Here is a 25,554-nt window from a genome sequence, read left to right on the forward strand (position 1 = left end):
GCTATAATAGATGGTTCTGATTGCATTGTCTTATTGAGAATTCTATGAGTAGCACCACCCCTGTTCTGATCAACCCCTTTTGTCAGTTTGATACTCGTGCTTTTGAGCTTGTTTTAACCTGTGCTGATGGGCTTGAAAATGCACTATTGATTGAGCTTAAGTCCTTTGGGATTGATGCTCACATCACTCGTGTGGGGCGTGTTCGTGCAACAGTCGGTCTTTCTCAGTTCTATCATTTGTGCCTATATAGCCGTGTGGCGAGCCGTATTTTACTGCCGATTGGCGAATATCATTTTAAGCAAAAACAGACCATCACCAATCAAATCTCAAAAGATGACAAAGGGCGTGCCATCAGTCGCACCATACAGACGCAGGTGATTGATGAAGATGTGCCAGAAGCATTGTATCAGTTTACTGCTCGTTACGACTGGACGCAGATTTTTGACCTAGATCATAGCTTTGCTATTCGTCTATCAACCGATAAGCGAATGACTATTAATCAGCAGTTCGCCACCTTGCGTATTAAAGATGCGATTGTGGATACCTTTAATCGTAAACTTGGGGCTCGTCCTGATGTCTCAAAGACGCCTGATATTCATATTTTTGCAGTGGCGAATAATCAGTTTGCTGAGTTGTTTTTGGATTTATCGGGCACCAGTTTGCACCGCCGTGGTTATCGTGTTGTTAATACCGCTGCTCCTTTAAAAGAAAACTTAGCAGCCGCCTTATTGTACGAATGCGGTTGGCATACAGGGCAACACGATGCACTCATTGACCCAATGTGTGGTTCGGGGACTTTCATTACAGAAGCCATGCTGATGCGTGCTGATTACCCTGTAGGGCTAGATAAGACGACTAACGAGTTTGGTTTTTATCACTGGGCATACCATGACGATGCACTATGGCAACAGCAGGTCATGACGGCAAATGACAGATTTCATGCCAATTTGGATAAACTGAGTCAGAATATGCCTACTGTCATCGCCCTTGATGCCGATGCAACAGCGGTACACGCCTGCCATCAAAATCTCATGGCGTCAGGACTGTCGCCCATCATCAATCACATCACACTAAGACAGCAGCCACTTAGTGCCTTAAAAGATACGCTTGCCAAACTACAAGCGAGCAACCCTTTATTGATTACCAATCCGCCTTATGGGGAGCGATTGGGTGAGGCTGATTTTATTAAGCCTTTATATCAAGGTTTGGGCTTGTGTGCATCTGATGGTTTTGAGTGTGCTGGCATTCATCAAGCGACTTTAGCTGTGTTGGGTAGTCATGTAGAGCATGTTGATACATTGCCTATTATCAATCCTGCGACTTTGCGTTGTCATAACGGTGCATTGACGGTGTATTTTCGTCATGGTTCGCTAGATATACAAAGACAGCCAAGTTTGATTGAGCGATTTGAAAGACAGTATATCGTCAGCGAAGAGGCTCAAGAATTCATCAATCGCCTACAAAAGAACCTAGCTCACCTAAAAAAAGCTGCCAAAGTGGATGAGGTGAGTAATTTGCGTGTTTATGATGCAGATCTGCCCAACTACAATGTCGCCATTGATTTATATGGCACAAAGGTGCATGTACAAGAATACGCACCACCCAAACAAATCCCTGCTGATGTTGCCAAGCAGCGTTTTAATTCGGTGTTACATCACACAAGAGAAATACTTGGGGTGTTTCGTGAAGATGTTTTTATTAAAACTCGTGCCAGACAGTCAGGTAATGACCAATATACCAAAAATTCAGATGCTCAAACCAAACGCAAAAAAATGTATGTTGTGCGTGAATATGGGGCTTACTTTTATGTCAATTTTACCGACTATCTAGATACAGGGCTGTTTATTGACCATCGCAATATGCGTCAGATGGTTGCTGCTACCAGCCGTGGCAAGCGAGTATTAAATCTATTTTCTTATACCTGTACAGCAAGTGTCCATGCGGCGATGGTAGGAGCAAAGTCTGTTACGAGTGTGGACTTGTCCGCCAATTATCTAGATTGGGGGCATCAAAACTTTGCTCTAAATGGTCTGGATTTATCCGCCTATGTTGATGGCAAATTGAAATATCAATTCATCGCATCAGATGTTTTTGAGTGGATTAAAGAGCATACTGAGCAATATGAGGTAATTTTTATTGACCCACCAACTTTCTCAAACTCTAAGAAGTTTAAGGGGACTTTTGATGTACAGCGAGACCATGTTGCACTCATTAATCGTGCGATGAACCGACTCTCGGCTGATGGGGTACTGTATTTTAGTAACAACTACACTCGCTTTGAGCTTGATGAAAGTTTATTGGCTCGCTATGAAGTGGTGTGCTTAACAGATAAGACAACCGGCTTTGATTTTAATCCAAAAAAACCCATCCATCAAAGTTACCAAATCCGTCATAAAAATGGCATAAAAGCCATAGAGAGGTCTGTACAGACGCACCAAAAGCAAGTGGATGGTGAAGTCGTTAAAGATACGAATGAAAAACGCAGTGGTCGGAGTAGCTTTGATAAGCATGGCGACCGTACTCATCATGCCAGTAAGCACCGCTCTCATCAAGATGGCACAAAAGAAAGCGGACGTAGCCGTTCCCAACAGGATAAATCTGCTCAGCATGGTCTAGCAGGTGGTTTTCATCAGCGTGGTATAAAAGATGAAACAAGGGCGGGGCGTTTTGATAGACAGTCCAAGCACTCTCATCGCTTTGATAAGACTTATGCCAATAAAGATGGTGATAATAACGCCCAAGCAGTCAAAAAATCCACCCCAAAGGTACGCTATGAAAAAATCGATGGTAAATTGGTCGCTGTTGCCATTGAAAACACCAAAAATACCAGTGAGATAAAAAAATATACCATCAAATCAAAATCCTAAACAACCCATAGCTATGGCAAGCTGTGAGCGATGGTCAAATGGGATAAATAAAGGTTAAACACATCAATCATAGAATATTGAGCAAGATAACATGAACGACATGATAAACGACTTGAAGAATGATGCAACACCGCTAGACAGTGATGACCTAGAGGTCATTCATGCCTTGTCGCATGATGACAAGCGAGATGACATGACCGATGATAATGATGAAACTCATGATTTTGACGATGGCATTAAATCAACTCGCTTTAAGAAATTGCAAAAGAAACTTCGCAAGGAAGTCTCGTGGGCGATTCGTGATTTTAATATGATTGAAGATGGCGATGTGGTCATGGTGTGTATCTCAGGCGGTAAAGACAGCTTTACTTTACTAGATATTCTACTTTTTTTAAAGCGTATTGCACCGATTAATTTTGAAGTTGTGGCGGTCAATCTTGATCAAAAACAACCCGGTTTTCCTGAACACATACTGCCAGAATACTTATCTGAGCAAGGCATTCCTTACTACATTCTAGAAAAAGATACTTACAGTATCGTTAAGCAGGTCGTACCAGAGGGTAAAACTTATTGTTCTGCTTGCTCTCGCTTGCGTCGTGGCTCGTTATATGGCTTTGCTAAGCAAATTGGTGCAACCAAAGTGGCACTTGGGCATCATCGTGATGATATTTTGGCAACTTTCTTTTTAAACTTGTTTCATGGCGGTTCATTAAAGGCGATGCCGCCTAAACTGCTATCAGATGATAAGCAAAATATCTTGATTCGTCCGCTTGCTTATGTCGCCGAAAAAGACATCATTAAATACGCCAATTATAAAGGCTTTCCCATTATCCCTTGCAATCTTTGTGGCTCACAAGAAAACCTACAGCGAGCGATGATTAATGATATGTTGCGTGAATGGGACAATGCCCACCCAAAACGCCTAGCAAGTATGTTTAAGGCCTTGCAAAATGTTGCCCCAAGTCAGCTTGCTGACCGTGAACTGTTTGATTTTGAAAGCCTAAAAACCGAGCGGACGGATGATGAACGCCTGTTTGAGGGTGATAATATTCAAGTGGGTGTGGCAGATAAGCTGGCTGATATTGGACTGCCAACCAATCCTGAGGTGCAGACCTTTAATCCAAAATTTGACAAAGATAAAAAAATCCCTGTTATCAATCCTGTGTTATGACTTGTATCAAGATGGGTGGTTGGGCGTATTTTACCGCCTGCATTACCCATCTTAGCTATCAAAAAAGGATTGTCAATCACTGTCTGCTTTATTCAAATACTCAACCAACCAATCTAGTGCCATGTCGTAGCCCATATCGCCAAGCCCGCAGATTACACCCACTGCCTTATCGGAAAAATAAGAATGCGTACGAAATGGCTCTCGTGCATGCACATTGGATAGGTGGACTTCAATGAATGGCTTGTTTGCGGCGGTGAGTGCATCACGAATCGCTACTGAAGTATGGGTAAAGGCGGCAGGATTGATGATGACAGCGTCAAAGCCTGTACCATCAGCCAACAATCCCAATTCACCAATCTTATCAACGATGTCGCCTTCGTGGTTTGACTGAAAGGCAGTCAGCATGATGCCATGCTTGGTGGCTTTACTGATTAAGCGATGTTCGATGTCAGCTAGCGTGGTTGTACCGTAGATGTGCGGTTCTCGTTTGCCTAGCAGATGTAGGTTTGGACCATTTAGTAATAAGATGTGGCGAGACTGTTTCATAATGATGGGCGGTCTAAAGTAAGAATGGCGTTATTTTAGCAGATTTTTTGTGAAAAGTTTTGTCTGATTGGTGGTTAATCGTGGATAAATAGACACTTGTGTGTGAAAATTGATAAAAATACTTGTATTCTGAATTTATCATGGTATGATAATTGCGGTAGTTATGTAAAGATGTGATTTTTTGTAAATATTGTTAGTAATATTATTGCTGGCGATATTGATGAAATTGCCTACTGATTACTGTAAAAAGAGTGTGGTTGAGATTTTCAACCCGCTTGAGTTAATTTAGCTTGATGAGCTTTGATGGCGTGTTTAGTAACCATGCCCATCATATTCAAGCGTTTTTATAGGAAGAAAATATGTCAGTTCGTGAACAAGGTACTGTAAAATGGTTCAATGATTCCAAAGGTTTTGGCTTCATTCAGCGTGCGACAGGTGAAGATGTGTTTGTGCATTTTCGTGCGATTTTGGGCGAAGGTTATCGCTTGCTAAAAGAAGGTCAAGCAGTGGAATTTGTTGTAAGAGAAGGCGATAAAGGATTACAAGCTGAAGAAGTAACCAAGCTATAAACACTTTTCTTGACACACTAAAAGTCCGCTTTTTTGTGGGCTTTTTTTATGCGTTCATCACTCATGATGTGGATAATTTTGCAAATCATTTGCATAAATTGTTATAATGCGTTATTGTGTATATTTTTTACTATCCTATTGGAGCATGACAATGAAAATTATGAATAAACTATTGGCTGGTGTACTTGCTGTAGGCATCTGCATGGGTGCATCTGCTGCAGACACTCAAGATGCACAAGAACTAAGCGATGAACAAAAAACAGCTTATGGCATCTGTAATATTGTCGGTGAAGGCGTGTTTAGCGTGGCGGTCATGCGTCAATCTGATGTTAAACAAAGCGATGCCGTAAAAGAAGTTGAGGTGGTATCAGCTGAGCTTGTCAAGCAGTTCGGTGATAATGAAATCACCGAATACATCAAAGAATTTTGGCAGGTGGCATTGACTGAGTTGTATAAGCAGAATGTTGAAACAAGCGATGATAAAAAGCGTGAATTTGTACAAGGTGCAACCGCTGAAGCAGGCTATGCGTGCCTTGATATGATTTTAGAAGAATCAACTGAACCAACAAAAACATCCGCCAAAAATAAATAAGGATAATCATTTGAGTTTATACACACTTCCAAGCGATGTGGCGACTTTTGGTCGTTTTGAAGATTTGCCATTGTCTGAGACGACTTTAAAGGCGGTGCGTGCACTTGGGTTTGAGAAGCTAACCCCAATTCAAGCACAAATCTTACCACATACGCTCGCCAATCAAGATGCCATTGGTCAGGCTCAAACAGGTACTGGCAAGACAGCGACTTTTTTGATTACCATCATTGAATCGCTAATGAAACACCCCTTTGCGTCTGATGAGGCAAGGTTTTTGGGTGAGCCCCGTGCTCTAATCTTAGCACCGACTCGTGAGTTAGCACAGCAGATTTTTGCCGATTGCCGTGAATTAACCCGTTTTAGTAACCTGTATAATTTATGTATCACAGGTGGTGCGGATTTTGATAAACAAGCAAGTCAGCTTGAACGCCGTCCTTTGGATATTTTGATTGGTACACCAGGTCGCATTATTGACTGGGTGAACAAGGGAGTGTTGTTCTTAGATAGAGTGGAGGTGTTTGTTTTGGATGAAGCGGACCGCATGCTTGACATGGGCTTTATCCCTGATATTAAACGCATCGTTCGGCACATACCTGTCAATACACACCGCCAAAGCCTATTGTTCTCGGCAACATTTAATGCTGATGTGATGAACCTAGCCTATCGCTGGCTACATAACCCTGCTTTTGTGGAAATCGCTCCAGAGAGTAAGACCAATCAGGCGATTGACCAACGCTTTTATTTATTGACTGAGCGTGAAAAGATGGCGGCGTTGCGTGAGATTTTGTCTGACAAAGATGTGAAAAAAGCCATTATTTTTGCCAATCGCAAAGACCAAGTGAAGCGACTATATGATAACTTGCGTCGCCAGTTTGAGGTAACCATGCTCTCAGGTGATGTCGCCCAACAAAAACGAGAGCGTTATCTTAAACGCTTTAAGGATGGCGAGGTAAATATCTTGGTGGCGACTGATGTGGCAGGGCGAGGTATCCATGTTGATGATGTGACTCATGTCATTAATTATACGCTACCTGAGATGCCTGATGACTATGTGCATCGCATTGGGCGTACTGGACGAGCAGGGCACACAGGTATTTCCATTAGTTTTGTCAGTGAAAATGATGCCTTTAATCTACCTGCACTTGAAAAGCATGTGGATATGAAGTTTAAATTAAACCAATTTGAATTCATAGAGGCAGATAATCATGCTGGTTCATCACAAAATAAAACCGATCGGTCGGATTGTTATAGTGAAGCAGGGTAGCTAATGAACCCATTGTTAGAGCTACAACCCAAGCGTATTCCGCTGTCGCTATATATCCATATTCCTTGGTGCATCAAAAAATGCCCATACTGTGACTTTAATTCACACGCCTTGCCTAGCCCTGACCAAAACGCGCTGTTATCAGCACCTTTTGCTGATTATGTAGATGCTTTGATTGCAGATGCCCAGTCTCAGCTATCTTTTGTGCAAGATAGGCAGATTGAATCTGTGTTTATCGGTGGGGGTACGCCATCGCTACTGCCTGCTGAGCAGTTTAAACGGCTGTTTGATGCATTGCGAGAGCTTTATGATTTTCGTCCAGATTGTGAGATTACGCTTGAGGTCAATCCTAGTACGATTGAACATTCACCATTTGAGGCATATCGCCACATTGGAATCAATCGTGCGTCTATTGGGGTGCAGACTTTTGATGACAAGGTATTGCAAACGCTAGGGCGTGTCCATAATCCCATGCAGGCGATGAATGCCATTAAACAAGCAAGACAAGCGGGTTTTGAGCGGGTGAATGTGGATTTGATGCATGGACTACCCAATCAAGATGCGAATATGGCCATTCACGATTTAAAAACCGCTGTGCAGATGGGGGCGACTCACATTTCGTGGTATCAGCTAACCATTGAACCAAACACCGCTTTTTATCGTTCACCACCTGCCTTGCCTGATGATGAAGTGCTTGAATCCATTGAAGAGGCAGGGCGTTGTTATCTGCTTGAGCAAGGCTTTAATAATTATGAAGTCTCAGCATGGGTAGGGGCAAATGACAGACCTTGTCATCACAATATGAATTATTGGCAATTTGGTGATTATCTGGCAATCGGTGCAGGTGCACATGGTAAAATAACACTATATAATCATGCTGAACATGCAGATGGTATTTATCGGTTTAGTAAGTCTCGTTTGCCTAAAGATTATCTGAATTTTATGCCATCCTATGCCCCAAAAATGGTGGGCTTTGAGAAAGTTAGCGAAGATAGTCTGCCCTTTGAGTTCATGATGAATGCCCTTAGGCTAAGGCATGGTGCGACAACACAGATGTTTGAGGAGCGAACAGGACTGCTTGTTAGTAGCATTGATAATGAGCTACTGCCCTTACAGCATGAGGGTTTTATGGTGCATGATGCGACCTTGCTTAGCCCAACTAACATGGGGTTTCGCTATGTAAATCATTTGGTGCGTTCATTTTTATGATTGGTGCTATCACATGAACAACGGATACCGAAAAATAATTTTTTTTGGTATTTTGTGAGATGAGCTTGTTCAATCTTTTGTCAAACTTTTTTGCACCATTGATAACGGCATCGCTAGCTTCCAAAAAATGTCCTTAACGCAACTTTTCATGGTGTTCAACCAGTTAGAACAAAAAATTATAGCAACAGTAGCGGTGATTGATTTTTGTATGATAATTTTCTTTTATAATTAGGCTTGAGTTTCAAGAAGTTCCGACAAACTTGCACTGATTATCATGAATATTGATGATATTTTGTGTGAATTTAAATCATTAATATTTTGATTAACCCTGTATAATAACTATGTCAACCATTCATATTATCCTATTTACCCCAAAAATCCCCAACAACACTGGCAATATCATTCGCCTGTGTGCCAATACAGGAGCCAAACTGCATTTAATTAAACCGCTTGGTTTTGAGCTTGACGATACCAAGCTAAAACGAGCAGGGCTTGATTATCATGAATATGCTGATTTGAAAGTGCATGAAGACTGGTGGGTATGTCGTCAGATGCTAAATGAGATGGGTGTTGACCAAGTGGTAGCATTGACCACCAAGTTTAGTCATAGCTTTTATGAGCATGATTTTAGTCTTACTCAAGAAGAAAGTGTTGCGATGGTGTTTGGTTCTGAGACTGATGGTCTGCCAGCGAAGATTAGAGATGATATCGGTGTAGATAATTGGCTCCGCTTGCCCATGTTGCCGCAGTCTCGCAGTCTAAACCTTGCCAATTCGGTATCTATTTGCTTATATGAACTTTGGCGACAGATGGGTTTTGTTGGTGATGTTGGTGAGAGTGTTGGCTATCACCGTTTATCCAGTCGTTCTGATTAAGCGTAGCTCTATAGACAATTAGGCGGTTTTGGCAATCCTGCGATGCGATTGATGTGGCGTGCCACAAGCCCTGTATTAAAGAGTTGTTGCAATTTGGTATTGCTAATATCATCAGTAGGCAATGCTTGAGTTAAGTGCTTGATGAGTGGGCGAGTGGTTGGGCTGTGATGGTATTTTTCAAAAAATGCCCGCACTTCGCCTAAGATGCGATAATGAATATCGCCTAACTGTATATCTAGCGTATCTGCCAAAGCCTGTGCTACCGCTGGCGTCCATGTGTTGTGATCGGTAAGATGACCATCACCGTCTAGTTGTAGAGTTGTGCTTGTCATTTAAAATTCCAAAACGCTGTCAAAATCTGTCGTCATTGGTGGTGCATCTAGGCGTAGCAATAGACCATCAATCATCTCATCAAAGATGGTATCATGACTAAAATCTGTCCATGCTTTAGCAATGTCATATAATTCAAGTGACTGCACCATGCCATAGATACGACTCTGTTTATCGTTTAGTGCTAGATGGCTATTACCAGTAAAATAAAACTGCACTTCATGGTCAAAGCTTGCTAAAGTGAATCCCAAAGCGACTGCTTCATAGCTAATTAGCTCGCTATCAGTACTGATGGTGATTAAAAATTTCATCTTTTTATCCGTTATAAATATCTGATTTTGGTGCTATTTTGCTAGCCAAAAGTATTAGACTTGTCTGCTAAATAACACCATTAAAACTGCAATACTTCATCACAAACATCAATCTGCATGGCAAGTTCGGATAGTCCCACTAGATAAAAGGGTGTGCGTAGGTTGTCGCCATTTAGTTCATGCCGTGTGGCATTTTGAGTGTCGGTAATACCTCGTGCCAGTGCGGTACTAACACAAACAGGTAATTGCAATCGGTGCGTCTGTGCAAGCCTTACCCACTCATCAGCAACACTCACTACATCGGCGGTCTGCCATAATAGGCGGTTTGCGGTATAAGCACCATCGCCATAAAAAAATACCTGTACGGATTTGCCTGCATCAAGTAGTTTTTTGGCGGTATCTAGGGCGAGTTTTGCTTTATGACTGTGCGGGGCATTGGTAATAAGTAACAATGTGGTCATGGTATGGCTAATGGTTGTTGATAGGATGTTTTTTGCTGTATGATTTAAAAATTAAGCTTATTATAGCGTAATTTTTGGTGTAAAATGGGAAAAATTAATTTGCGTAAAAAAATAGCCATGACGACAGCCGTATTCATACCAACCGAAGCTCAGTTGCAGACTCTATCCCTAGCCAGTCCTTTTGCTAAAGATTTATACGATAAGCACACCAAAAATGCTCAGTCATTCTTGGGTCAATGTGGATTATTTGATGAGCTTGGTGATGATGAGTTAAGAAAACAGGTTGACCAATTCATCACAATGACCAAAGGTGATGATAATGTGATGATGGGGCTAAGACGATGCCGACAGATGCTCATGCTAAAGTGGATTTGGCAAGATGCACTTGGGCTAATCACTCTTGATGACCTTATGCGTGAATTGTCTGTTTTTGCTAATGCCTGCATCAATATCGCCAAAGACCATGTCTATCATCAGCTCACCCATCGCTACGGTGTGCCGATGACCATCGTTGATGGAAAAAGACAGGTAGATGAATTTGCCATCATTGCCATGGGAAAACTTGGAGCGATGGAGCTAAATTTATCTAGCGATATTGATTTAATCTTTATTCATAAAGGGCTAGGTGAGACTGATATCAGTCAGATGGGCAAAAAAAGCATTGATAATCAAAAATTCATGACTCATTTGGGGCGAGGCGTGATTCGCCTGCTTGATGAAATAACGGCAGATGGTTTTGTGTTTCGGGTGGATATGCGACTGCGACCATGGGGTGATGGTTCGGCATTGGTCATGACAGCCAGTGCCTTAGAAAAGTATTTTAATCAACATGGACGCACTTGGGAGAGATTTGCTTGGTTAAAGGCAAGAGTGGTTAATCAAGTCTCTGCATCATTTTTTGATCAACTGGTTAACTTGCGTAAAAACTTCGTCTATCGCTATTATATTGACTATAGTGCTTTTGGAGCATTGCGAGAGATGAAATCGTTGATTGTGGCTCAGCAGACCCAAAGGCAGGATTTGGATAATGTTAAGTTGGGTGTGGGTGGTATTCGTGATATTGAGTTTATCGTACAGGCGTTTGCACTGATCTATGGCGGTCATCAGGCGGTGCTTGGGGATAATTTATCCTGTCTAAAAGGGATTGAGGTGTTGTCATCGCTTGGGCATTTAGAGCATACCGAAGCCGAAAAACTGTCTGCTGCCTATCGCTTCTTGAGGCGATTGGAACACGCCATTCAAGCCAGAAATGACGAGCAAACCCAACGACTGCCCCAAGATGAGCTCTCCTTACTCGCCATCGCTAAGGTGATGGGTTTTGATGAGATTGGTGCTTTTCGTCAAAAGCTAGATGAACATAGGGATAATGTGTCTGTGCCGTTTGAACGCATGGTAACAGATCGTCAAAGCCCCACCCAAGAGTTAGGTAGTGTTGATGATATCTGGCAATCCTTACAGTCAGTGCTAAGTGATGAAAGCGTGAAGCTGTTGAGTGAATTCAATCAGTCTAAACTTGTAGCCAGCCTAGATGATGAGCCAAAATCACGGCTTGATGCTGCCTATCCTATTATTTTACACGCTTTATTGGAGCATGCAAAAAGTGATGGGGCTAAGCGTGCTGATGTCGCTGTGCCAAGATTGATTGTTCTGCTAGAATCCATTTGTCGCCGTTCAATTTATTTGGTGATGATTGCAGAAAATCCGAATGCTACTGTGGCACTTATCCCCATGCTTTCGGCAAGTCATTGGATTGCCAAAGAGCTTGCCTTATATCCGATGCTACTGGATAATTTTTTACAAAAACGCTATCTGCATTTGCCCAATAAGGCAGAGCTGACTGATATTTTGCGTCAAGGCTTGCTTAGGGTGGAGCGATTTGATGATGAAAGTTATTTGGCGAATGTCCGATTATTCAAAAAAACACAGGTCTTGGCAGTTGCAACCGCTGATGTTTTGGGACTAAGACATATTATGAAAGTCTCTGATAGCCTGACTTTTATTGCTGAAGTGGTACTAGAATCAGCGGTAAGGCGTGCTTTTGATGAGCTGACGCATAAGCATGGCTATCCACTATTGCAAACAGGTGAGCGAGCTAATAGCGAACATTCGGGCTTTGCGGTGATTGGCTATGGAAAGCTTGGCGGTATTGAGATGTCTTATACTTCGGATTTGGATGTGGTATTTTTGCACAATATTGATGAAAAGGCGGATACCGATGGGGTGAAGGCGGTGAGTGGCATGAAGTTTGCTTCTCGTTTGGTACAAAAAGTGCTTAGCTATCTAACCACCCAAACCCGTGATGGCCGTGCTTATGAATTAGATGTTCGCCTTCGACCATCTGGCAATGCAGGCGTGATGGTGGTGTCGGTACACGCCTTTGAGCTGTATCAACAGCATAAGGCGTGGGCGTGGGAACATCAAGCACTGGTAAGAGCAAGGGGGGTTGCTGGTGATAAAATGGTGTTGGCTGCGTTTGATGAGATTCGCCAAGCCATTCTCACCAGACCCAGAGAGCTTGCCCAAGTACGCCAAGAAGTACTAAATATGCGACAAAAAATGCAAAGTCATCTAGGTACACAAGACACCAAAAACCATCAGTTTCATATTAAGCAAGATTTTGGTGGTTTGGTTGATATTGAGTTCTTGGCACAGTTTATGGTATTGTCTTATGCTCATGTGTATCCAAATCTTGCCATATGGTCGGATAATGTGCGTATCTTTGAAGAAGTGGCAAAGACGGAGCTGATGAGTGAAAAATGGTGCGATAAACTCACCCAAACTTATCTACTACTGCGTAAGACCACGCATGAACTTGCCCTGTCTGACAAACAAGTCATCGTTGATGATGAAGTATGGCAGGAGAGTAGGGCGTTCGTACGAGAAGTTTGGGAGCGTGTTTTGATGGCGTAGTAGCTTGCTAGGTTATTGACAGCAAACCGATTATTGACCAACAATACCCATCAATCTGCTTTCTATTCTTTAAATACACCTAGAGACTTTAATGTGTTTTTGCACAGTCTGGTGCTGGCAATATAAATGGTGGATAAAAAATTTATCCAGTAGCCTTGATTGACAATATATCCCTTATGTCTGGCATAATGGCCTTTTAGAATCTTGGTGTGTGCAGTGCTAGACTCCAAAGCACTGTACACAAAGCCAATTTCTTTGTCAAAACGCACAAAACGAATGGGGTGTAAGTTTTGAACTTCATGAACGGCTTTGGTGTAGGCAACAGGACCTGTTACAAAAAGAACACCACGCTTACCATAGCTATGGAAACCATAGTGCCAAGCACGGTAGTTTAAGATGTTATCCACGACCGAATCAAGTACATGTTTCATGATTGGAGAGTGTTTCTCACAAATAATGAACCATTGTTGATATTCGCCATTTTTAATGCCAAGATTTTCTGTTATATACAAGAATTTACCAATACCTTCTTCGGCTTGTCCGATTTCATTTTGCCATTGGGTAACGATAAAAGTGTCATTTGGTTTGATGACCTCATTTAGGGGGTGAACGCAAGTGCTTTTGATATCCAGATAAACACCGCCCTCATGATATAGTACCAAATAACGAAATAGATCGGCTTTGGCGGCACCATACACAGGGTTAATGCGTTGATATGCTTGCAGAATTCGACCGTTGTCGTGTTTTTTAATGTATGCCAAAACAGCCTCATCATCATAAAACCGATAATCCCAATCGGGGTTCTTCTGTTTTAACTCAGCAACGATGGGTTGTATTGTTTGTGGTAATTTTTCGGTTTTATAGGTTTGATGAATGATTTTAGGAATTGCCATTATTTTCTCTACCATAAATGTCACTGAAACGAACAATATCATCTTCCCCAAGATAACTGCCTGATTGTACTTCAATCAACTCTAAGGGCAGGATACCGGGGTTTTCTAGGGCGTGGATTTCTCCAAGCGGAATGTACACTGACTGATTTTCGGTTAATAAAAAACTTTCGTCCCCCTTGTGGATTTTGGCTGTGCCTTTTACTACAATCCAGTGTTCTGAGCGGTGGTGGTGCATTTGTAATGATAATTTTTGATTTGGGTTTACAGTGATGCGTTTGACCTGATAGCGATCTGAAGCATCGATGCTGTCATATTTTCCCCATGGTCGGTAGATTTCACGATGAATGTCGTGTTCTTGGCGACCCTTATCTTTGATATGCTCAACGATACCTTTAATGTCTTGAGTGTTGTCTTTATTGGCAACCAAGACGGCATCTTTGGTCTCAACCACAATCAAATTATCAACGCCAACTAGGGTAATCAAGCGATTTTCGCCATGAATATAGTTATTGTGGCTGCGATGAGCGATGACATCGCCAATAATAACATTGCCATCATCATTTTTTTGTTGAATATCCCACAGTGCTGACCATGAACCCACATCGCTCCATCCTGCATCCAAAGTTACCGTAGTGGCGTTTTGAGTATGTTCCATGATGGCATAATCAATGGATTCAGAACGACACATTTCAAAAATAGATTGATCAATACGAATAAAATCAAAGTCTGCCTTGGTGGTGCTTATCGCTTGCGAACAACAGTCAAATATGTCTGGTGCGTATGTTGCTAATTCTTGTAAATACTTGTCCGCCTTAAACATAAACATACCGCTATTCCAAAGAAAATCCCCACTTTGTAGATAGCTTTGTGCGGTGGCATAAGTAGGTTTCTCCACGAATTTATCAACACAAAAGCCATTTAGTAAAGGTTTGCCTTGTTTAATATAGCCATAGCCTATTTCGGGGTGGGTAGGTGTGATGCCAAAAGTAACCATGCTGCCTTGTTGGGCAAGCTGAGTGGCGTGCAAGATGCTTTGATGCAGTATGTTTACATCTTTGATGACATGATCTGCTGCCAAAACCAGCATGGTTGTATCAATTTTTTGTCGTTGTAAATATAATGCCGCCAAAGCAACAGCTGGAGCGGTGTTCTTACCAGTTGGCTCAAGAATGATGGTTGCAGAAATACCGATTTCACGCATCTGCTCAGCTGCCAAAAAACGGTGTTCTTCATTGCAGATTAAAATTAACTCGGTGCAATTAAGCTCTTTTAGGCGTAGTACGGTTTGTTGCAATAGGGTATGCTGATCTAGTCCTAATGTTAAAAACTGTTTTGGATATTTGGTTCTTGATAGAGGCCATAGTCTAGTACCACTACCACCTGCCATGATTACTGGGGTGATATTTGCAGAATTCACCTTAATGCTCCTTGATGTGCTGATTGTTATTGTCCTTGTTCATTTGCCAAAGCATGAGGTATTTGTCCAATGTGTAACCAAAAGAGGCAATCGCAAGAATCAGTCCGTATGTACCTGATAAAAAACCACCCCGTATTAAATAGATTTTGATGAAAGAAAACCATGCTCGCCAAAAGATGGAGAGAATATTAACCCTCTTGCCTTTCTTATATGCTTCAATCGCCCAATCATGGCTATAGCGGACATTTTTAAATAAAAAATGGTGCAGATTATCATTGGTGATATGGGGCAAATATCCTGCCAACAATTTGCTTGGTACACCTTGTTGATCTAGGGATTCATGCACTTCCAAGCTGGAATATTGAAATTTTTCACGAGCGTAAATGCGAGCCAATCGGTTGGTTTTCCAAAATCTTGGCTGCGTTTCTACACCGCAGAATAAATTAACTCGTGATACCGAAAAGACTTTTTCATGCTCAATGGGGTAATTCAAGACTTTTTCAACAATTTCTTGACGCAAGCACCCATCAACTCTTTCGTCAGCATCTAATACCAGTACATAATCACTGCTTGCGTAGCTTTGTGCCAGTTGGCGTTGTTTACCAAAGCCTTGCCAGTCGGTATTAACATACCATTTTGCTCCATATTGCTCAGCGATTTGTCTGGTGTGGTCGGTGCTACCACTATCTAAAATGATGATTTCATCAACAATATCATGTATTGTATCTAGGCATGATTGTAAATGCTTGCTTTCATTTTTGGTAATCATGACCAAAGAGAGTGTACTTTTCTTTTGTGATAAGTCCACAGGTCGCTGTTGTTTGGTGAGTTCATTATAATCTAAAAACGCCCGTTCTGCTTGATTGTGCTTTAAATCGTATAAAATTGCATATTTATTAAAGGTGTATTGCATGAATAATAAGGCATATAAATATCCATACTTCCCCTTTAAGAATCGACCATCAAGTAAATATTGCTTAAAAAACGCCCCAATCGTATGTGTTAAAATAGAAGAAAAAGAAGCATCTTTACCATGTTGGAATTTTTCTTCTGCCCAAGTTAAAGCATAGCTTAACCGCTTATTTAACCAAAATAGCGGGCTTTCGGCAGTGTGATGGCGTGCGTAGCCAGATAATGTTTGTGTTTCTATCTTATCCGATAAAACCAAAGATTCGTGGACTGCGTTATCATTAAATTGAATGTGCTTGGGGTACAATCGCCAATGAGATTTGATACGCCAATTTGGCACATCAATTTCATTTTTTCCAAATATGCAGTCAATATTTCTTATGCCATAAACAATCTGGTCTGGCTTATTTTGAATGACTTGTAAAATACTTTGTTTTAATTCAGCTGTGATTTCTTCATCGGCATCAATTGCCAAAATCCAATCTCCTGTGGCGTAGCTTTGGGCGATTTGGCGTTGTTTACCAAAGCCTTGCCAGTCGGTATTAACATACCATTTTGCTCCGTACTTTTCGGCAATTTCACGGCTGTTATCAGTACTACCACTATCCAAAATGATGATTTCATCTGCCAAGTCATCTAGGGCGGGCAGGCTGATTGCTAAATTTCTGGCTTCATTTTTGACAATCATGACTACAGATAATTTGTATTTCATATATATGCCTTATTTAATATTCATTTTCACTTGGTTGTAATAAATCGCCATTGAATGGCTCTACGGATAAGTATGGTTTAATAGAATCATCAAAAATCTTTATCTCTTCTAAGCTGTGCATGCGATAATCGTTAAGAAATTCATTTTGCTTTTGATTTTGTGTATCAACCCCTAGCCATTCGGTTAAAAACCAAACAAAGCTAAAACCAGAGATGATGTCGTCATTGACCGTCTTGTGGGTATCGTTACTGGATATTTTAAATAGCGGAACTTGCAAGCTAAATTGCGATATGCCGTGCTTTAAAGATGTTGGCAGTAGCCCATGGTCTGACACATAAATCATACTAAAAGGTTTTTGATTTTGAATCAAGGATTGATGTATGTCTTTTAATAGCATATCAGTTTGTAATATACTGGATAAATAAGCAGATAAATGATTATTTTTGAAGTTAAAATGTGCTTTGTTATTATCCACTCGTCTAGAAAAACGAGCGTGCGAACCCATTAAATGCACCACGATGAATCTAGGATGATTTGATGGGGTTGCTAATATTGCTTGGATTTTTGGCAATAATTGATAATCATATCGAGTACTGGTAGGGGCTTCTTCGCTCAAATAGTAGCTTGTTTGGGCATGAGAAGCAATGTATGAGATTTCATTATTGAACTTGCCCATTTTATCTTGATTGGAGAGCCAGTAAGTCTGCATACCTAATTTATTTGCCAGACTTAAAATGTTATTTTGATATTCAACATTTTGTTCGCTAGGAACTGTCAATAAGCGTGGAATGGCATGAATGGTATAGCTTGCAGGACTGATTAAGCCATTGTATTGTGTACCATGAACTTGTTTTAAAAAGGGTGATGTATCCACAGGGTAGCCATAGGCGGATAAATAATGCTTTGACGCACTTTCGCCCAATATCAGTATATAGTCTTGATAGGCAGGCTTAAAATCAACAACTTCCCAATCATCATTAATCTTGCTAAGTTGCTTCATTTTTTCTTTATGGACAGCATAAAATTTATATTGTGTGATGGTGTGAGGGAAGATGCTTAGTAGCTCAGAATAGCCCCAGTGAATGCGTTTGTGTTTAATAGATAACATATTTGCCAAAAATAATGCCAGTAGAATGAGTGCAAAATAGTTAAAAAATTTTCTTTGTTTGCTGGTGGCGGTGATATTTTTGGTTAAATGATAGGTTAATAATGTTGATAATATTGCAACAATAAAATAAAGAACGGCGGTTGCGTCAAAGAACTCTAATGCTTCGTTGCTTGTTGTTTCAAACAAAGAAGCAATCATGCCAGAGTTGGGGTAGCCATATTGAGTACCTAAGGGAGCGTACAAAATCCATGTTAGCATTAAGGGGCTTGCTATTTTAAAAATAATGGGCTTTAGCCACAATGTATTCCAAATCACCCAGAATAATAAAATATCATGAAAGCGTGGGCTACCGCCTGTTGTTGCCCAACAAATCAATACAGCAAACAAAAAAGTAAGTATAAAAATACCGTAATTTTTGAGTTTTTGATATTTCTTTGGTGCTGTTAAATGAAACAGGGTCACTTTGGTGACGCTCCCTTATATACAAAGAGTTGGGATAATAATTACTTAAATATTATAGCACATCTCTACGAAACACTTCACGCAGTTCAAAACTGGTATGTAACTGGCTGACACCTTCAATTTTGCTTAGGCGATGTAGTAAAAATTCTTCATAATGTGCCATGTCTTTGACCATGACTTTGAGTAGGTAGTCCTCTGTGCGTCCTGTTACTAAACTGCATGACACCACCTCATCAAAGGCTTGGATATGATTTTCAAACTCGTCAAATCGTTCGGCAGTATGTTTATCCATACTCACCGCCACAAATACTGACAGCGTGTAGCCAAGTTTGGTAGGGCTGGTGTGGGCGTGATAGCCTGTGATGATGCCCAGCTCTTCTAAGCGTTTGATTCGGCGAACCACAGGCGTGGCTGATAGGCTAATGCTCTCGCTAATCTCTGCTACAGGTAGGCGTGCGTTATCGGTTAAGAGTTTTAAAATCTTGCGGTCGGTGGTATCTAAGATAATGGTATTAGTCATGATGATGTTGATGTGGTGATTTTTAGTGAATTTTACTATAAAAAATAGTATTTTTGGTTAATTTTGATAAAAATTATAAAAAATTTTTGTAAAATTGGTAAAAATTGGTGTGAAAATTTGCTAATATAATTAGTCTAGTGATTTCTTTTTTTAATATGATTATATGCAGGAAAATCAGCCATGAGTCAATCTGCCAATACCCCTAGCATCATCCCAAAAAATCCAGCCTTTGATTTTACAAAGTATCGTCCTTTTGAATTTGCACCGCACATTCTTGACCGTACTTGGTGCGATAAACGCATAGAAAAAGCACCCATTTGGGCAAGTGTGGATTTGCGAGATGGCAACCAAGCCTTGATTGACCCCATGACCATCGAGCAAAAATTAAGGTTTTTTAAACTGCTTGTGGCGGTCGGTTTTAAAGAAATTGAAATTGGTTTTCCTTCTGCTGCTCAAGTGGAGTTTGATTTTACCCGCTTGCTAATTGAAGGCGGTCATGTGCCTGAGGATGTTACCTTGCAGGTCTTGGTGCAGGCTCGTGAGCATTTGATTGAACGCACCTTTGAGAGCTTAAAAGGTGCCAAAAAAGCCATTGTCCATGTTTATAATTCCACCTCAAAAGTACAAAGAGATAAGGTCTATCAACTTGATAAAGAAGGCATTAAAGCGATTGCGGTTAATGGGGCGACTTTGCTAAAAAATATTGCTAAACGCTATCCTGATACTGAATGGACTTTTCAGTATAGTCCAGAAAGCTTTAGTCAGACCGAGACCGATTTTGCCATAGAGGTATGTCAGGCGGTATGTGATGTGTGGCAGCCTAATAATGGTCAAAAAGTGATTTTGAACTTACCTGCCACCGTTGAGGCAAGCACGCCAAACTTATATGCCGACCAGATTGAGTATTTCTGCCGTCATTTGCCTAGTCGTAAAGATGTCATCATTAGCTTGCATACGCATAATGACAGAGGTTGTGGTGTTGCAGCGAGTGAACTGGGTCTGATGGCGGGGGCGGACCGTGTGGAAGGGACGCTTTTGGGGAATGGTGAGCGTACAGGCAACATGGATATCTTGACGATGGCGATGAATTTGTACACGCAAGGAGTAGATCCAGAGCTTGATTTGTCGCAAGTGAGTGAAATCGCTCAAGTGGTAACAGATTGCACCAATTTGCCAATTCACCCACGCCACGCCTATGTGGGAGAGCTTGTATTTACGGCGTTTAGTGGGTCGCATCAAGACGCCATCAAAAAGAGCTTGGATTATAACGAGGCTCACCCAGAGACTGAGCAACATTGGGATGTGGCATATCTGCCCATTGACCCTGTGCATATTGGACGCAGTTATCAAGATGTGGTGCGTATCAATAGCCAATCTGGTAAAGGCGGGGTGGCTTATATCCTACAACGCCATTATGGCTTTGATTTGCCTCGCTGGACGCAGATTGACTTTGCAAAAGTGGTGCAAAGTGAAACAGAAGTGTTGGCTCGTGAATTAAAAACCGATGAGCTTCTTGATATTTTTACTCGTACTTTCTTGACCCAAGATGTTTTTGAATTGAGTGATTACCAAATCAATAACAAAGGTGGGGAGGTTTCCTTTAATGGTCAAGTCGCCACACCAGAGGAAGTGTTGGAAATCATGGGGCGAGGCAATGGGGCGTTATCAGCGTTTATTGATGGGTTAATCAAGGCAACAGGTAAGCAAATTCATGTAACCAATTATAGCGAGCACGCCATCAACACCAAAGCCACACCAAGTGTGCTAGATGATGAGCTTGGCGACAACCAAACACATTCGGCAGCAGCATCATATGTACAGCTTAATGTATCTGGCAAGGTCTATTCAGGCATTGGTATGTGTCATAGTACCGTCTCGTCCATGCTAAAAGCGGTCTTGTCGGCATTATCGCAGGCGTGGTAACGATCCATCGCATAAAACACCCATAAAGTACAAATAAAATCAGCATGATTATGACAAAATCGTGCTGATTTTATTTGATGGGTTTATCAAATCATATGTCTAAATAAGCCATAAAAAAGCAGACCAAAAGTCTGCTCTTGATTGTAAGACAATCAATTCATACCAGATGGACCGGTCAGATTTAGCACATCTTTGATACTGTGTAGGATTTTTGCCAAATCATCATGCTTAATGGGTGTTAACGGAGAATGCACCACCCAATCATCATTGTCTTTTTTTAGGTGCCAAGCGATGATTGCCTGCGTGTCTTTATCCAAAGATGGTAGTTCAATCTCATGTAGCAGAATGTCGTCATTGTCTCTAAGCTCAGCGACGCCTTTATTGCTAAGATGTAATGAATGCTTATGGTAACTTGAAATAACAATAGCAATATGATGAATGTTATCGGCTAGTTTATCTAGATATATGCTGATTTGTTCTTGATTAATAAATTTATCTTCAAACTCTATTGCTCCAACCAGTGCATCGCCACCATGACGGACGCTGGCATCTTCGGTTCGTATCTGCCCATAATGTACACAGTCCACCACTTCTCCTGCCTGATTAAGTAGCACACAGCCCATGTCAATATCCATGGAGATGGGCTGTTTGCTGATGGCGGGTAGGTAAGCGAGATATTTTTTTAATCCTTGTTTGGGGATTTTGGTTTCTTCATAGCGTATGGACGGAATTAAGATATGTCCTGTACTATCAAGTTCTCTTAAGGTTTTGGGTTCAAAAAAGGTCTTTAAAGGCTTGTCAAAGTTGGACTGGGTCATGAAACTATCCATTGAAAATTTAAGCTATTGTAGCAAATTTTCCCAATCAATCTCAACAAGTTTAGTTGTGTGCTTAAATTTAATGTGGGCTTGTTTAAAAAGATAAAGATTTGATGATATAAACATTATAAAAATACAACGATATTAACTAAAAACTAACATAGCCAATCATTTGGTCATGCTACACTACAAAAACCCCATATCTTTAGGCAAAATTAGCATCCATCATGAAAACCAGTTTTATCAAATACAGCTTAGCCCCATTGATGCTATCTGCTCTACTTGCAGGCTGTCAGGCACATGATACCATTCATGCAACCAGCATTGCTACTGCCAAAGATTCGGTGGATGATACTACAGTTGTGCCGACCAATCAAATGCTTGCTCAATATGACTGGCAGTTGATACGAACTGAAGATAAGGAAGTGGTGCCATTTTTGGCGAACACAATCCTTGATTTTAAGGGTAATCAACTTGCCTTTAGTGTGGGCTGTAATAGACATTTGGGTGAATTTACACTCAGTGATGGTCTTTTGTCATTAGACAAAACAAGTCTTATCGCCACACGAAAGTCCTGTGAAAGCTCGCTACATCAAGCAGAAAATGCACTCATTACATCGCTTGAATCAGCAAAACTGAATTTTATATCCACAGATAAACAGGCCACGCAGGCGACACTCGCCATCAGTAGTCGTGGCAAATCTTCACTTTGGCAAGGAAAGCGAAAGCCTGACCTGCTATACGGCGAATCTGTCATACTGTATTGGGAGATTGATGCCAAGCCTGTCGTCTGTGCCAATAATACCCAAGAATGCTTAAAAGTCCGTAATATACGCTATGATAACTATGGGGTAAAAATTGGAGCGGGTGCTTGGCGATATTTTGATGGTAAGATTGAAGGCTACAAACATGACCTAAGCCTTAGTCAGATTATCCGCTTAAAAGCCTATGGCAACACTGCCACGCATGATACCCCTGTGTATATTTATGACGGTGTGGTGGAGTCGTCTCTTGTTGAGTAATCCATGATTAGCAGGTAGTACTTTTATATTAAAAACAAAAAAGCACCTCATAATTTTAGGTGTTTTTTTTGTTTTTAAGGATGATTTGTTGGTTGCTATGATTTTTCAGAGAGTGGGTTAGGTTTTTAGGTGTAATGCATCTTCTTCGGATAATCGCCAACGACCTTTTTTCTTAGAAGCACTGCGTCCAAGTAGAGCGGTATTGCCTAAAAGTTTATGCATGGAATGGCTAGAATGAGCGTGGCAGATGGCACACGCCAAGCCGTCAGCGGCATCGGCTTGCGGAACAATTTCTAATGATAAAATACGACAAACCATCGCTGAGATTTGTTCTTTTTCGGCGGCCCCATAGCCACACACTGCCTGTTTTATTTGGCGGGCGGTATATTCTGAGACGCTCAAATTCAGTGCAGTTAAGGCGGCAATAGCAGCCCCACGAGCTTGTCCAAGTTTTAAGGCAGAATCAGGGTTGCTTGCCATGAATACTTGTTCAATGGCGGCGTGCATGGGTTGATTGCTGTATTTTTGATGGTGTTGGACGATGCGTGAAATACCGCCAAAAATCTGTGCAATGCGATTGGGCATATCGCTACTGTCTGTGCGAATCGTACCTGCATCTAAATAGGTCAGTTTGTCGGCGGTAGCGTCAACGATGCCGTAGCCTGTCATGCGTGAGCCGGGATCTATGCCGATGATGATGGTCATAATGGGTGTGTAATATGTTAGTGAGTGAGGCAGGTGGCAGTTATGCCTTGCTGTACAAAAATTAAAAAAACTTTGGGTGTGTGGCTTGAAAAATTTGCCAGTTGCCCAAATTGTCTATAGTATAGCCTATTTTTGGCATTTTTTTAAAATTTTGTGTAAGGAATGAGTATGGGTGCAGTCGTTGGCATTGCTTTGGTTTGGTTTATTATTGAGATGTTGCTTTGGTATCTTGTGGCACAGTTCATCAGTGGTTGGTGGGTGTTCTTTTGGTTTATTGTAGCGATTTTCATCGGTCTGATGCTTATAAAAAAAGCTGCCAGCACTCTTAATCCAATGGCACAGCAAGTAAAGCAGATGCAAAACGGCGTTATTCCCAATCCTGCCAATCAGCCTGCTGAATCTAAGATTGCCAGTTCGGTTGCTAAGGGTGTTGCAGGTATCTTATTCTTATTGCCAGGTTTATTGAGCGATGTTGGTGCGGTAATTTTATTGATGCCTGCAGTACAAAGAAAGCTGACGGGTGCCGCCAAGAACTATGCTTTAAAAAACCAAGATAAAATCATGCAAATGATGTCCAAGCAAATGGGTGGTCAAAATCCATTTGGTATGGGCGGTGTTAATCCGAACAATCCTTTTGGTCAAGGTGGTGGCTTTAAGAAGGGTGGGTTTGGTGGTACGACCGTTGATGGCGAGGCCAAAAGTGTGCAAAAAAACATAAAAAAAATTGGCTCTGCTAATGATGAATGACACTTACTGATGAATCACAACCATGATAAATCCGTCCTTTTGGGCGGATTTATTTATGCTAAATTGTTTATTACACATTGTTTATGTTAATCAAGTTTATGCCAATCAGTTTGAAAATTGAGCTTGGCAAAGTTTAATGAATTCATGCCCAAACTTACGAATCTCGCTATCATCACGCACTGCAATCCAACTGGTAAATCGCCCAAAATGCGTGATGGGAATGGCAACCAAATCAGGATAATGTTTGGGTTCATATGCCATCTCTGCAATGATACCAATGCCTAAACCTGATGAAACATAGGTGCTGATGACATCAGAGTCTAGAGCTGCTAGTACAATCTCAGGTACTAGACCTTCTTGGGCAAAAACCTTGTCAATAAAATTACGCCCTGTAAAGCCACCATGATAGGTAACAATCGGATAGCTTGCCAAAGTTGGTAAGTCCACGCCATTTTCTATGCCTGATAGGGTAGCAAGCTCGTGGTCTTTTGGCGCGATGACGACATGCGACCAGTCATAATAGCGATGGCAACGCAGTATGTCATTATTCAGTAGTGATTCGGTGGCGATGCCAATATCTGCTTGACCACGAATCACCATTTGGGCAATGGTTTCTGGGTCGGCTTGCTGTAATACCAGATTGACTTTGGGGAATTTATCTCGAAATGCCTTGACGATTTTTGGCAACACATAGCGAGCTTGGGTGTGCGTAGTGGCGACCGTCAAAGTACCTGCTGCTGCATTATTAAAATCAAGGCTTATATTCTCAATGGTGCGTATTTCAGCAAAAATTGCTTCAATGTGTGGCAAAAGTGCCTTACCGATGGGGGTGAGTCCTGTCAAGCGTTTACCTTGTCTGGTGAATACATCGGCTTTTAGCTGATTTTCTAGGGCGGCGATTTGTTTGGACAGGCTTGATTGACTGGTGTGTAATAGTTCGGCTGCCTGACTTAAATTATAGCCATTGACGATGGTGTGCCAAACGGTTTCAAGTTGCTTAAGCTGAATTTGTAAATGACGCTGATTGATGACGATGTCAATTGCCATAAGAATAATCCAAGTATGCTCACAAAGCTGTGGCGTGGCTTAAAAATTGTTATTATAAAAATTTGGTATGGAAAATAAACCGCTAAGAAAGTAAAAGTATATTCCAAAATTGCATAAAATTCAAAAAATCGTCTGATTTTATGCCTAAATTGGTGGATTTGGTGTG

The 25,554-nt window shown here is 41.3% G+C and carries 23 protein-coding genes; 11 read left to right on the forward strand and 12 right to left on the reverse strand.

Annotated features, from left to right (window positions below; translation table 11 throughout):
- The first annotated feature begins 44 nt into the window (after nucleotides 1-44).
- Both rlmKL and ttcA read left to right on the forward strand, forming a co-directional pair.
- Nucleotides 45-2,867 (forward strand): bifunctional 23S rRNA (guanine(2069)-N(7))-methyltransferase RlmK/23S rRNA (guanine(2445)-N(2))-methyltransferase RlmL, encoded by a 2,823-nt coding sequence (gene rlmKL / locus LU276_RS04215; protein ID WP_284674394.1) that lies wholly within the window; start codon nucleotides 45-47, stop codon nucleotides 2,865-2,867.
- Nucleotides 2,868-3,060: 193 nt separating this feature from the next.
- On the forward strand, nucleotides 3,061-4,038 hold the full coding sequence (gene ttcA / locus LU276_RS04220; RefSeq protein WP_284674577.1) for a tRNA 2-thiocytidine(32) synthetase TtcA: 978 nt from the start codon (nucleotides 3,061-3,063) through the stop codon (nucleotides 4,036-4,038).
- Nucleotides 4,039-4,110: 72 nt separating this feature from the next.
- On the opposite strand, the gene aroQ is transcribed toward ttcA, so the two are convergent.
- Nucleotides 4,111-4,590, reverse strand: coding sequence for a type II 3-dehydroquinate dehydratase (gene aroQ / locus LU276_RS04225; RefSeq protein ID WP_284674578.1), 480 nt, complete (start codon nucleotides 4,588-4,590; stop codon nucleotides 4,111-4,113).
- 353 nt (nucleotides 4,591-4,943) lie between these two features.
- Between aroQ and LU276_RS04230 the strand changes: the two genes are divergently transcribed.
- From LU276_RS04230 to LU276_RS04250, 5 genes are all read left to right on the forward strand, one after another.
- Nucleotides 4,944-5,153, forward strand: a complete 210-nt coding sequence (locus LU276_RS04230) for a cold-shock protein (RefSeq protein ID WP_284674395.1) — start codon at nucleotides 4,944-4,946, stop codon at nucleotides 5,151-5,153.
- Nucleotides 5,154-5,313: 160 nt separating this feature from the next.
- Entirely contained in the window at nucleotides 5,314-5,745 is a 432-nt protein-coding gene (locus tag LU276_RS04235; protein ID WP_284674396.1) for a hypothetical protein, read from the forward strand.
- A gap of 37 nt (nucleotides 5,746-5,782) precedes the next feature.
- Entirely contained in the window at nucleotides 5,783-7,009 is a 1,227-nt protein-coding gene (locus LU276_RS04240; RefSeq protein WP_284674579.1) for a DEAD/DEAH box helicase, read from the forward strand.
- 3 nt (nucleotides 7,010-7,012) lie between these two features.
- The gene (gene hemW, locus LU276_RS04245; RefSeq protein ID WP_284674397.1) at nucleotides 7,013-8,218 is read left to right on the forward strand and encodes a radical SAM family heme chaperone HemW; all 1,206 of its coding nucleotides are present in this window, start codon (nucleotides 7,013-7,015) and stop codon (nucleotides 8,216-8,218) included.
- A gap of 341 nt (nucleotides 8,219-8,559) precedes the next feature.
- Nucleotides 8,560-9,093: a tRNA (cytidine(34)-2'-O)-methyltransferase gene (locus LU276_RS04250; RefSeq protein WP_284674398.1), complete on the forward strand. Its 534-nt coding sequence runs from the start codon at nucleotides 8,560-8,562 to the stop codon at nucleotides 9,091-9,093.
- A gap of 8 nt (nucleotides 9,094-9,101) precedes the next feature.
- On the opposite strand, the gene LU276_RS04255 is transcribed toward LU276_RS04250, so the two are convergent.
- The 3 genes from LU276_RS04255 to tusD form a co-directional block, all read right to left on the reverse strand.
- Nucleotides 9,102-9,425 carry a TusE/DsrC/DsvC family sulfur relay protein gene (locus LU276_RS04255; RefSeq protein WP_284674399.1) on the reverse strand — a complete coding sequence of 108 codons (324 nt, stop codon included), beginning with the start codon at nucleotides 9,423-9,425 and terminating at the stop codon, nucleotides 9,102-9,104.
- Nucleotides 9,426-9,734, reverse strand: coding sequence for a hypothetical protein (locus LU276_RS04260; protein WP_284674400.1), 309 nt, complete (start codon nucleotides 9,732-9,734; stop codon nucleotides 9,426-9,428).
- Between the two features lie 80 nt (nucleotides 9,735-9,814).
- Nucleotides 9,815-10,195: a sulfurtransferase complex subunit TusD gene (gene tusD, locus LU276_RS04265; protein WP_284674401.1), complete on the reverse strand. Its 381-nt coding sequence runs from the start codon at nucleotides 10,193-10,195 to the stop codon at nucleotides 9,815-9,817.
- Between the two features lie 117 nt (nucleotides 10,196-10,312).
- Between tusD and glnE the strand changes: the two genes are divergently transcribed.
- A complete protein-coding gene (gene glnE, locus LU276_RS04270) occupies nucleotides 10,313-13,105 on the forward strand; it encodes a bifunctional [glutamate--ammonia ligase]-adenylyl-L-tyrosine phosphorylase/[glutamate--ammonia-ligase] adenylyltransferase (protein ID WP_284674580.1) in 2,793 nt (930 codons plus the stop codon).
- Between the two features lie 62 nt (nucleotides 13,106-13,167).
- Here the strand turns inward: glnE and LU276_RS04275 are convergent, their stop codons facing one another.
- Genes LU276_RS04275 through LU276_RS04295 form a run of 5 tightly spaced genes read right to left on the reverse strand, consistent with a single transcriptional unit; the run spans nucleotide 13,168 to nucleotide 19,126 of the window.
- On the reverse strand, nucleotides 13,168-13,998 hold the full coding sequence (locus LU276_RS04275; protein WP_284674402.1) for a glycosyltransferase family 32 protein: 831 nt from the start codon (nucleotides 13,996-13,998) through the stop codon (nucleotides 13,168-13,170).
- The gene (locus tag LU276_RS04280) at nucleotides 13,985-15,415 is read right to left on the reverse strand and encodes a mannose-1-phosphate guanylyltransferase/mannose-6-phosphate isomerase (RefSeq protein WP_284674403.1); all 1,431 of its coding nucleotides are present in this window, start codon (nucleotides 15,413-15,415) and stop codon (nucleotides 13,985-13,987) included. Before LU276_RS04280 ends, LU276_RS04275 begins: the two co-directional genes overlap by 14 nt.
- Before the next feature lies 1 nt (nucleotide 15,416).
- On the reverse strand, nucleotides 15,417-17,036 hold the full coding sequence (locus LU276_RS04285) for a glycosyltransferase family 2 protein (RefSeq protein WP_284674404.1): 1,620 nt from the start codon (nucleotides 17,034-17,036) through the stop codon (nucleotides 15,417-15,419).
- Nucleotides 17,037-17,049: 13 nt separating this feature from the next.
- Entirely contained in the window at nucleotides 17,050-18,606 is a 1,557-nt protein-coding gene (locus LU276_RS04290; RefSeq protein ID WP_284674405.1) for a phosphoethanolamine transferase, read from the reverse strand.
- 52 nt (nucleotides 18,607-18,658) lie between these two features.
- The gene (locus LU276_RS04295) at nucleotides 18,659-19,126 is read right to left on the reverse strand and encodes an Lrp/AsnC family transcriptional regulator (protein WP_284674406.1); all 468 of its coding nucleotides are present in this window, start codon (nucleotides 19,124-19,126) and stop codon (nucleotides 18,659-18,661) included.
- A 180-nt stretch (nucleotides 19,127-19,306) separates the two neighbouring features.
- Between LU276_RS04295 and leuA the strand changes: the two genes are divergently transcribed.
- Nucleotides 19,307-21,049: a 2-isopropylmalate synthase gene (gene leuA, locus LU276_RS04300; RefSeq protein WP_284674407.1), complete on the forward strand. Its 1,743-nt coding sequence runs from the start codon at nucleotides 19,307-19,309 to the stop codon at nucleotides 21,047-21,049.
- A gap of 152 nt (nucleotides 21,050-21,201) precedes the next feature.
- Here the strand turns inward: leuA and LU276_RS04305 are convergent, their stop codons facing one another.
- The gene (locus LU276_RS04305) at nucleotides 21,202-21,867 is read right to left on the reverse strand and encodes a TerD family protein (protein WP_284674408.1); all 666 of its coding nucleotides are present in this window, start codon (nucleotides 21,865-21,867) and stop codon (nucleotides 21,202-21,204) included.
- A gap of 227 nt (nucleotides 21,868-22,094) precedes the next feature.
- Here LU276_RS04305 and LU276_RS04310 point away from each other — a divergent pair, with 227 nt between their 5' ends.
- Complete coding sequence (locus LU276_RS04310; protein ID WP_284674409.1) at nucleotides 22,095-22,889, forward strand: META domain-containing protein; 795 nt, start codon at nucleotides 22,095-22,097, stop codon at nucleotides 22,887-22,889.
- 117 nt (nucleotides 22,890-23,006) lie between these two features.
- Here the strand turns inward: LU276_RS04310 and ruvC are convergent, their stop codons facing one another.
- Nucleotides 23,007-23,594: a crossover junction endodeoxyribonuclease RuvC gene (gene ruvC, locus LU276_RS04315; RefSeq protein ID WP_284674410.1), complete on the reverse strand. Its 588-nt coding sequence runs from the start codon at nucleotides 23,592-23,594 to the stop codon at nucleotides 23,007-23,009.
- Between the two features lie 168 nt (nucleotides 23,595-23,762).
- On the opposite strand from ruvC, the gene LU276_RS04320 reads away from it, so the two are divergent.
- Nucleotides 23,763-24,341, forward strand: a complete 579-nt coding sequence (locus LU276_RS04320) for an FxsA family protein (RefSeq protein WP_284674411.1) — start codon at nucleotides 23,763-23,765, stop codon at nucleotides 24,339-24,341.
- Between the two features lie 105 nt (nucleotides 24,342-24,446).
- Here the strand turns inward: LU276_RS04320 and LU276_RS04325 are convergent, their stop codons facing one another.
- The gene (locus LU276_RS04325) at nucleotides 24,447-25,388 is read right to left on the reverse strand and encodes a LysR substrate-binding domain-containing protein (protein ID WP_284674412.1); all 942 of its coding nucleotides are present in this window, start codon (nucleotides 25,386-25,388) and stop codon (nucleotides 24,447-24,449) included.
- Nucleotides 25,389-25,554: the final 166 nt, after the last annotated feature.

This window comes from Moraxella haemolytica (genome assembly GCF_030177935.1).
Lineage (GTDB): Bacteria > Pseudomonadota > Gammaproteobacteria > Pseudomonadales > Moraxellaceae > Moraxella > Moraxella haemolytica.

Coding starts and splice junctions, on each gene's coding strand:
- rlmKL (WP_284674394.1), top strand. CDS start 45: ATGAGTAGCACCACCCCTGTTCTGATCAACCCCTTTTGTCAGTTTGAT.
- ttcA (WP_284674577.1), top strand. CDS start 3,061: ATGACCGATGATAATGATGAAACTCATGATTTTGACGATGGCATTAAA.
- LU276_RS04230 (WP_284674395.1), top strand. CDS start 4,944: ATGTCAGTTCGTGAACAAGGTACTGTAAAATGGTTCAATGATTCCAAA.
- LU276_RS04235 (WP_284674396.1), top strand. CDS start 5,314: ATGAATAAACTATTGGCTGGTGTACTTGCTGTAGGCATCTGCATGGGT.
- hemW (WP_284674397.1), top strand. CDS start 7,013: ATGAACCCATTGTTAGAGCTACAACCCAAGCGTATTCCGCTGTCGCTA.
- LU276_RS04250 (WP_284674398.1), top strand. CDS start 8,560: ATGTCAACCATTCATATTATCCTATTTACCCCAAAAATCCCCAACAAC.
- LU276_RS04255 (WP_284674399.1), bottom strand. CDS start 9,425: ATGACAAGCACAACTCTACAACTAGACGGTGATGGTCATCTTACCGAT.
- LU276_RS04260 (WP_284674400.1), bottom strand. CDS start 9,734: ATGAAATTTTTAATCACCATCAGTACTGATAGCGAGCTAATTAGCTAT.
- tusD (WP_284674401.1), bottom strand. CDS start 10,195: ATGACCACATTGTTACTTATTACCAATGCCCCGCACAGTCATAAAGCA.
- glnE (WP_284674580.1), top strand. CDS start 10,313: ATGACGACAGCCGTATTCATACCAACCGAAGCTCAGTTGCAGACTCTA.
- LU276_RS04275 (WP_284674402.1), bottom strand. CDS start 13,998: ATGGCAATTCCTAAAATCATTCATCAAACCTATAAAACCGAAAAATTA.
- LU276_RS04285 (WP_284674404.1), bottom strand. CDS start 17,036: ATGAAATACAAATTATCTGTAGTCATGATTGTCAAAAATGAAGCCAGA.
- LU276_RS04295 (WP_284674406.1), bottom strand. CDS start 19,126: ATGACTAATACCATTATCTTAGATACCACCGACCGCAAGATTTTAAAA.
- leuA (WP_284674407.1), top strand. CDS start 19,307: ATGAGTCAATCTGCCAATACCCCTAGCATCATCCCAAAAAATCCAGCC.
- LU276_RS04305 (WP_284674408.1), bottom strand. CDS start 21,867: ATGACCCAGTCCAACTTTGACAAGCCTTTAAAGACCTTTTTTGAACCC.
- LU276_RS04310 (WP_284674409.1), top strand. CDS start 22,095: ATGAAAACCAGTTTTATCAAATACAGCTTAGCCCCATTGATGCTATCT.
- ruvC (WP_284674410.1), bottom strand. CDS start 23,594: ATGACCATCATCATCGGCATAGATCCCGGCTCACGCATGACAGGCTAC.
- LU276_RS04320 (WP_284674411.1), top strand. CDS start 23,763: ATGGGTGCAGTCGTTGGCATTGCTTTGGTTTGGTTTATTATTGAGATG.
- LU276_RS04325 (WP_284674412.1), bottom strand. CDS start 25,388: ATGGCAATTGACATCGTCATCAATCAGCGTCATTTACAAATTCAGCTT.